Annotated in this window: 8 protein-coding genes; 3 read left to right on the forward strand and 5 right to left on the reverse strand. The window is 43.7% G+C overall.

Features of this window, described 5'->3' with window-relative positions:
* Positions 1–450: 450 nt before the first annotated feature.
* The gene (locus AC4II3_RS29800; RefSeq protein ID WP_488015458.1) at positions 451–687 is read right to left on the reverse strand and encodes a hypothetical protein; all 237 of its coding nucleotides are present in this window, start codon (positions 685–687) and stop codon (positions 451–453) included.
* Positions 688–755: 68 nt separating this feature from the next.
* Here AC4II3_RS29800 and AC4II3_RS29805 point away from each other — a divergent pair, with 68 nt between their 5' ends.
* On the forward strand, positions 756–1,064 hold the full coding sequence (locus AC4II3_RS29805; protein WP_488015457.1) for a hypothetical protein: 309 nt from the start codon (positions 756–758) through the stop codon (positions 1,062–1,064).
* Positions 1,065–1,467: 403 nt separating this feature from the next.
* Here the strand turns inward: AC4II3_RS29805 and AC4II3_RS29810 are convergent, their stop codons facing one another.
* Positions 1,468–1,659 (reverse strand): hypothetical protein, encoded by a 192-nt coding sequence (locus tag AC4II3_RS29810; RefSeq protein WP_488015455.1) that lies wholly within the window; start codon positions 1,657–1,659, stop codon positions 1,468–1,470.
* A 765-nt stretch (positions 1,660–2,424) separates the two neighbouring features.
* Here AC4II3_RS29810 and AC4II3_RS29815 point away from each other — a divergent pair.
* Positions 2,425–2,616 (forward strand): hypothetical protein, encoded by a 192-nt coding sequence (locus tag AC4II3_RS29815; protein ID WP_488015453.1) that lies wholly within the window; start codon positions 2,425–2,427, stop codon positions 2,614–2,616.
* Positions 2,617–2,678: 62 nt separating this feature from the next.
* On the opposite strand, the gene AC4II3_RS29820 is transcribed toward AC4II3_RS29815, so the two are convergent.
* Positions 2,679–3,878: a DUF2225 domain-containing protein gene (locus AC4II3_RS29820; RefSeq protein ID WP_488015451.1), complete on the reverse strand. Its 1,200-nt coding sequence runs from the start codon at positions 3,876–3,878 to the stop codon at positions 2,679–2,681.
* Positions 3,879–4,224: 346 nt separating this feature from the next.
* Between AC4II3_RS29820 and AC4II3_RS29825 the strand changes: the two genes are divergently transcribed.
* Positions 4,225–4,746 (forward strand): hypothetical protein, encoded by a 522-nt coding sequence (locus tag AC4II3_RS29825; protein ID WP_488015449.1) that lies wholly within the window; start codon positions 4,225–4,227, stop codon positions 4,744–4,746.
* A 4-nt stretch (positions 4,747–4,750) separates the two neighbouring features.
* On the opposite strand, the gene AC4II3_RS29830 is transcribed toward AC4II3_RS29825, so the two are convergent.
* Together AC4II3_RS29830 and katG are read right to left on the reverse strand one after the other, a co-directional pair.
* Positions 4,751–5,035, reverse strand: a complete 285-nt coding sequence (locus AC4II3_RS29830) for a hypothetical protein (protein WP_488015447.1) — start codon at positions 5,033–5,035, stop codon at positions 4,751–4,753.
* 158 nt (positions 5,036–5,193) lie between these two features.
* Positions 5,194–7,356 (reverse strand): catalase/peroxidase HPI, encoded by a 2,163-nt coding sequence (gene katG, locus AC4II3_RS29835; protein WP_488015444.1) that lies wholly within the window; start codon positions 7,354–7,356, stop codon positions 5,194–5,196.
* Between the last annotated feature and the right edge of the window lie 113 nt (positions 7,357–7,469).

The raw sequence follows: 7,469 nt of genomic DNA on the forward strand, positions 1-7,469 counted from the left end.
CTCAACCAGAGGCGCGACCCAAGGCCGGGGAACCCGGCCTTGGAGGCGCGCGCCTGCTGATGCAAGGTCTTACTCAGCGTCCACAGGCATACATCCGCCTTCTAAGGACGTATACTTTTACGACAGACTCACCTTGGAATTACAGCAACTATGGCCAACCAGCTGGGGCAAGTCTCTTCCCTGGCTATGAAGCGTACTTTGTATACCTGTAGGTCTAACCAACTGATCAGAAATTAGACTATTTTTTCAGGTAGCCTTTTAGTCATCCAGGCGGGTCAGCGACCAACTTTATTCTAACACAAATTGTCATGAGTTGTCGTTGCGCTATCCATCCCCACCCTGAACGTTCGCGTAGCTTGGCCTACGGCCAGGGTGGGGAATTCCGCCAATTTTCTTAAAGACTCCCTCAGCAATAGATTCTGGCTTTTAGTTGTACCATTAAGCTGAAAGTCAAGAAAATGGTGGCGGCTCCGGGAGTGGGAGCAGCGGTTCATCATAGACACAAATACTCCCCGTTGTGCCGTTTGGGTAACGTTTGCGAACTGGCCTTCCATTACCCGGACATCCTATAGTTAGGTGGGGGTCTAACACAAATTTCCCTAAGTTTCCTCCCGAATAAAGAGAACTCTCTTGAGCAGAAAGCTCCTTGAATAGCGTGGCTTCTTCAAGATTATTGATTTTGAGCATGATTTACTCCTGCTAACATTTTGTTTTTTTCGAGGTGCAACTGCACAATCAACAATTGATGTTAATTAATGAAATTGCCTACACCACCATTTTTAGATCTGGATAAAATACCGACAATAGGAAAAAATCAGGTATTTGGATACCTCAGAATAAATGATCAGGTAATATTTATAGGAAAAAGTCAGTTTAAATCAGGTGTAGAAAACTCCCACTCGAAGGCAATGACTCCTTCTATCAATCAAGACAGGTACTCGCTACCAAAGGAATCTATCAACAACCAAGTTCACAAATTTATTCGCGCCAGTCTCGGTGGTATTCTGTCTAAAAAGCGAGAAAATACGTACTGCCTCCGCATCATGGGGGTGGTGCATCTTTAGCTTTCCATTGTGTGTTCTTGTTTGCTACTTAGTTCCGCTACCGGGATGGCACTCACCTTCAACTTGAAGGTAGCATTTCTGTGTTTTATTGTTTGCTACCTAGTTCTGATGATGGGATGAAAGTACTTTTTCAACAAAAATGACAGTAATCAAAAAAGTCAAAAAAGTAGCAAAAACCCTTGTTAATACCGTTAATTTTGTTTTCGGGTATATGCTAGGGGTTTTGTGAATAGTTAATGTCGGTTATATGCTGAGGGTTACATTGTAGGTTGATGTGGATAGGGTATTGCCATGGTCTCACCTTCACTATGCGGAGGGTCATGCAGAAAATTAGCCCTTCTCCAAAAGAAGGGCTAATCCCATTTACAATAGGCAGGTGTTAACCTGTTTAATTAAGTTTGAGCTACGATTTGCTAGCTTCAACTAACAACCGGATCTGATGGACTAACACTGCTAAGCAGAGTATCGTAATCACCGCGATGCTTCCTTCCGCTAATACTTGCTGTACTTCGGGAACAATCACCGGGTAAGACAATTCCACAGGTTGCTCAGTGTGAGCAGTGTTGATAATTTTGGGAAACTCGTTATTGTTCATTAAATTGAACTCCGATAGGTTTGCAGTAGAAACGAGACGCACCCCCTATCAAGCTGCCAAACTTGAATAATTTAAGTCTAAAGACACAATCATAAATTTGTCACTATCAAAAAAGTCCATTAAGAATCACTTTTTAAGAAAGAAGTGACCTTAACAGACCTGGTATTGATATTCCCAAAATGGTATAACTCTTCGATAAGCTATAGGTAATAGCTATAGCAATCCTACTGATTCGTGAAAGAAGTGGCCTGCTTTAATGCAGGAGCAAGAATGCAGATGGCAGAAGGGACAGGAGTTGGAGCGAGTTTTTAGAAGTCCAGTGATTTACAAATGATTTACTGCTGTTATAGTTGATAAAAAGAGAGAGTAATTTCGTCTAAGCCATTTTTCTCCGGTTTAAAACTCTTAACACTTAAGTTTGGCAGCTTGATAAGTATCGAAGTTCAATTACGGGAATGAAGCTTTCTAGAACTACTCTCTCTCTCCTTATTATAGCTAATTACAGCGGTTTGCAATTCAGTTAGGACTTCGTTCTAGGTTTTTAGGGAGCAGGGAAGAGGAAACAGGGAAAAGAATCTTGTGTAACTATTAGTTACGCAAAGCACCGTAAAGGAAATTTGTCTAAAACTCTTACTACTTAAGTTTGGCAGCTTGATAAGTATCAGAGTTCAATTACTGGGAATGGTATGCAAGTAGTTCCAGTAGGGATTTTAGCTACTGTTACGGCGTTGCTTAATGATGGAATGATTTTAAGAGTGAGGTGGAATGGGCATCTTGCCCGTTCCTGATCTTGTGGAATGGCCATCTTGCCCGTTCCTGATGTTTTCGGGCGGGCAGGATCCCCACTCTACTCCTATTCATTCGTTGATTCAGCAACTCACCCGTTTACCGTTACTGTTGCTCACCCGTCCGCCACTCACCCGTCCACCATTACTGTTACTACAGCATTTTTCCTAGCTATAGCAGTCCTAAATGATTTGTAAAATATACTAAACGGAGGGATTGAAAACTGCTGTACTTTAGGAAGAATCAAAGAAAACTAAAGAGCTAAAATGCTTGAAGGGTAGCTGACCTATTAGTAACCGAACGATGATAGTTGACAAACCATCAAGAAAATAAGACAGCTGACGACATACGGTAGGCATTATCGATGAGTTAGTGCACCTAACAGTGAGGCCATTAATGATGGTTTTATTAAAAACATAGTTATAACCAGATGCTGCCAATTTTTTGTTGTCAAGGAGATTAATCAGTTTAGAAATAGTGGCTTGTGTTCCGATTTTTTTCAGACCTTCTGCCGCACAAATACGCACCCAATAGTTGTCCTCATACAGACATTTAATTAACGGATCAATTGCCGCTTCTATTAGGCTTACACCCACAAGATATACCGCCCCACTACGCTCCCAAAAGTTGTCATCATTCAGCTTAAATTTGTCAATATGCAAAGCTTCCTGAAAATAGTTAATAGCTAGGCCATACTCTCCCAGTTCTTCGTAAACCCGACCAAGATTATTAAGGGTAATGGCTTCCTTCTGCCGATTATTAACTTTGTGGTAAATAGCCAAAGCTTGCTGATAATACTCTATGGCTTGGTTATACTTTCTCAGTTCTTTCGTAAAATCCCTATAGCAAAACCATGAAGATCGGCAATCATCTCCCAGTTCTCGGCAATAATCTCCCAGTTTTTCGTAAACCCGACCAAGATTATTAAGGGTAATGGCTTCCTTCTGCCGATTATTAACTTTGCGGTGAATAGCCAAAGCTTGCTGATAATACTCTATGGCTTGGTTATACTTTCTCAGTCCTTTCGTAAAATCCCTATAGCAAAACCATGAAGATCGGCAATCATCTCCCAGTTTTTCGTAAACCCGACCAAGATTATTAAGGGTAATGGCTTCCTTCTGCCGATTATTAACTTTGTGGTAAATAGCCAAAGCTTGCTGATAATACTCTATGGCTTGGTTATACTTTCTCAGTTCTTTCGTAAAATCCCTATACCAAAACCATGAAGATCGGCAATCTCCCAGTTTTTCGTAAACCCAACCAAAATTATTAAGGGTAATGGCTTCCTTCTGCCGATTATTAACTTTGCGGTAAATAGCCAAAGCTTGCTGATAATACTCTATGGCTTGGTTATACTCTCTTAGTTCACAGTATTCATAATTAAAACTAACAAAAAAGTCGTTATGGTTAAAAGCTTCTACAAATTCTCTCATGATAAATGTTTGTTCAAATCTAAAATGACAGAACGATAGTAATGACAATACGAGTCGTTATAACTCTTTATTACATTTAATTTTCGCCATTTTATTTGTCAATATCAAGGCCAGATTAGCTCACTTATGGTTCACTTTGTTAAAGTTAACTGACCCCACAGTGAAAACACATTTAAGATTTTAAATGTTAGTATCGGTTCTAAAGCTTGGCAGCTTATTTGTATCTGTAGCGTTTTTTTGTCTGGTGAGGTACATTGTGAAGCTGAAAAGCTTTAAAATTCAGGCTTATATGTACCTCATTAGAGTATAAGCCGCTATATTGTTCTTTGTGTGGGAATGAACTCTAATGAGCAAGAAGAAGCGTAACACCAATTCTAAAGGGTTATCTGATGTAGGTATTAAGGAGGTTAGAAAAGCGGTTGCTAAAGAAGGCTGGACACAAGAGGCATGGGCTAATTACTCTTGTACATCTGTACCAACGGTTAAACGCTTACTTGCTGGCAAAAACATTTCTCCATCTTGTTTTTACGCTTTGATGGGAAGCTTGAATTTAGAAGAAGAAGACTGCTATATTCGCCAAAAAACGAATACTGATACTTCTCCTTTGATTTTATCTACCAAAGATACATCTTATCACCAAGTACCAGGGGTTCTTATGATAGGCAAATTTACCGAAAATAAACTACCTCGAATTGAACGAACACTTAAACACTTACGAAGTCTTTTAATTGATAGCGAAATTACGCTCAACGAAGAAAAAGGAATGATGACCGTTCATGGTGAGTTTTCTGAAGAAAATAAAGAACTCATTGAAGCGACCATCGCTCATCTAGAAGAACTACTAGAATACAGTCATGTAACGTGGTAGAGTATTAGAGCGTTACGGAAACACTTGCGATCGCACCCAGGGAACGCGATCGCACCCCCGCGTCCACTCCACCCTTGGTCTCAGCTAGCCCGACGGTTGCGAGACCAGTGGGTACTCGTTGGATTCCCAAAATCACCCGACGGCTGATTGGCATCATCGTGTTCCATTGTAGGAAAACAGATGCGATCGCGTAGCGTGACCAAAGGTCAATCGCGTAGCGTCCCCTGTGGAAAATCGTGTTTGTAACCTGCTTACTGCACAACCATCTACCATATACAGAATTTCTCAACTAGTGATGTATACTTTCCGGAAAGCAATAAGGGAATTCTACACGAGTGTTGACTGGTTATGATTTAGATATGGTAAAGTATACAGCAAAAATAAATCCAATCAACTATTTCACACTTTCCGGAAAGCAATCTAATGGTGGAGATAGGCAAACCACTGTTAGGCCATATCAAAACGATCAGCATTCATCACCTTCGTCCAGGCTGCTACGAAGTCTTGCACCAACTTTTCTTGGCTGTCATCTTGCGCATAGACTTCAGCATAGGCACGAAGGATTGAGTTAGAGCCGAAAACAAGATCGACCCGTGTCGCTGTCCACTTAACCTGATTAGTCTGGCGATCGCAGATTTCATACAGATTCTGACCTACAGGTTTCCACAGGTAGTTCATATCCGTCAGGTTCACAAAGAAGTCGTTAGTCAAAGCACCTTCACGATCCGTGAATACGCCATGCTTTGTGCCGCCATAATTGGTCCCTAACACACGCATCCCACCGACTAACACAGTCATCTCGGGAGCCGTCAGTCCCATCAACTGCGTGCGATCAAGCATAAGCTCTTCCACACTGACGGCATAGTCTTTCTTCAACCAATTGCGGTAGCCATCATGAATGGGTTCTAGCACGTCAAATGACTCTGCGTCGGTCATCTCATCCGTTGCATCCCCCCGCCCCGGAGAAAAGGGGACAGTAATTTCGAAGCCAGCGGCTTGAGCAGCTTGCTCGATACCTACGTTACCGGCCAAGACGATGACATCCGCTATGCTTGCCTTGGTCTTTGCTGCAATGGTGTCTAGAACAGTTAATACTTTTGCCAAACGAGCTGGCTCATTGCCTTCCCAATCCTTCTGCGGAGTCAGACGAATTCGCGCCCCGTTTGCGCCACCGCGCTTGTCCGATCCGCGAAATGTACGAGCGCTGTCCCAAGCGGTACAAACCATTTCACTAACGCTCAGACCGCTTACTGCAATGCGTTCCTTTACGGCTTGAATATCGTAATCAGTATTCCCGGCTGGAATAGGATCTTGCCAGATCAGATCCTCTTCTGGAACATCGGGGCCAATATAGCGAGTCTTTGGCCCCATATCTCGGTGGGTCAGTTTGAACCATGCCCGTCTGAAGACATTACTGAAATATTCAGGATCGTTGTAGAACCGCTCGGAAATCTTTCGATACTTTGGGTCCATCTTCATGGCCATATCGGCGTCGGTCATTACAAGGTTGCCGCGAATCGTCGGATCTGCAACATTGACGGGTTTGTCTTCTTCCTTCGGGTCAATCGGTTCCCATTGCCACGCACCTGCTGGACTCTTCTTTAGTTCCCAGTCATAGTTGAGCAGCATATGAAAATAACCATTATCCCACAGGGTCGGCTGAGGCGTCCAGGCCCCTTCTATACCACTGGTAACGGTGTTGTGACCAATACCCTGACCAGTATTGTTCACCCACCCCAAGCCCTGGTCTTGGATATCTGCCCCTTCGGGTTCCATGCCCAGCAACCCGGGATCACCGTTACCGTGACATTTGCCCACCGTATGCCCCCCAGCTGTAAGGGCTACGGTTTCTTCGTCGTTCATCGCCATACGGGCAAAGGTAACGCGCACATCATTGGCGGTTTTGATAGGGTCGGGATTGCCATCTACACCCTCGGGATTAACATAAATCAACCCCATTGTTACCGCAGCCAGTGGATTTTCTAGCTTTCGCTCATCAGAATAGCGGCTGTGGTGGTTATCGCTGGGGGCAAGCCATTCCTTTTCTGGCCCCCAGTAAATATCTTTTTCGGGATGCCAGATATCTTCTCGACCAAAGGCGAAACCAAAGGTTTTTAGTCCCATGGATTCGTAGGCGATCGTGCCAGCATAGGTAATCAAATCGGCCCAACTAAGCTGGCTTCCATACTTCTTCTTTATCGGCCAGAGTAGACGGCGTGCCTTGTCTAGGTTGGCGTTGTCTGGCCAAGAGTTGAGTGGCGCAAAACGTTGATTACCTGTCCCCGCACCGCCACGACCATCCGCAATCCGGTAGGTTCCAGCCGCGTGCCAGGTCATACGGATCATCAGACCACCATAGTGACCCCAATCCGCTGGCCACCAATCTTGGCTGTCGGTCATCAGCGCATGTAGGTCTTGTTTTAGTGCAGCCACATCAAGTTTTTTTACCGCCTCCCGATAGTTAAAGTCCACTCCCATCGGATCAGTTTTGCGATCATGCTGACTCAAAATATCGAGATGAAGTGCCTTCGGCCACCACTCCATCTCTGACATACTATTTGTTGTTACACTACCGTGTATCACCGGACATTTACCACCAGTGGTTGTCATCTTTCTACCTCCTTGGAGACTCCCATTATACCCGCAGGGTTAACGGTGAGAGGAAAAGGAGGACAGAATCTAGTTTGTATAAGCATAACCATCCTTTCTGTGAATAAATCGAC

This window comes from Moorena sp., from assembly GCF_982860115.1.

What these genes read in the sequence shown, in the direction of transcription:
- AC4II3_RS29800 (WP_488015458.1), bottom strand. Translation starts at nt 687, where the DNA reads ATGCTCAAAATCAATAATCTTGAAGAAGCCACGCTATTCAAGGAGCTT.
- katG (WP_488015444.1), bottom strand. Translation starts at nt 7,356, where the DNA reads ATGACAACCACTGGTGGTAAATGTCCGGTGATACACGGTAGTGTAACA.
- AC4II3_RS29810 (WP_488015455.1), bottom strand. Translation starts at nt 1,659, where the DNA reads ATGAACAATAACGAGTTTCCCAAAATTATCAACACTGCTCACACTGAG.
- AC4II3_RS29820 (WP_488015451.1), bottom strand. Translation starts at nt 3,878, where the DNA reads ATGAGAGAATTTGTAGAAGCTTTTAACCATAACGACTTTTTTGTTAGT.
- AC4II3_RS29825 (WP_488015449.1), top strand. Translation starts at nt 4,225, where the DNA reads ATGAGCAAGAAGAAGCGTAACACCAATTCTAAAGGGTTATCTGATGTA.
- AC4II3_RS29815 (WP_488015453.1), top strand. Translation starts at nt 2,425, where the DNA reads ATGGGCATCTTGCCCGTTCCTGATCTTGTGGAATGGCCATCTTGCCCG.
- AC4II3_RS29805 (WP_488015457.1), top strand. Translation starts at nt 756, where the DNA reads ATGAAATTGCCTACACCACCATTTTTAGATCTGGATAAAATACCGACA.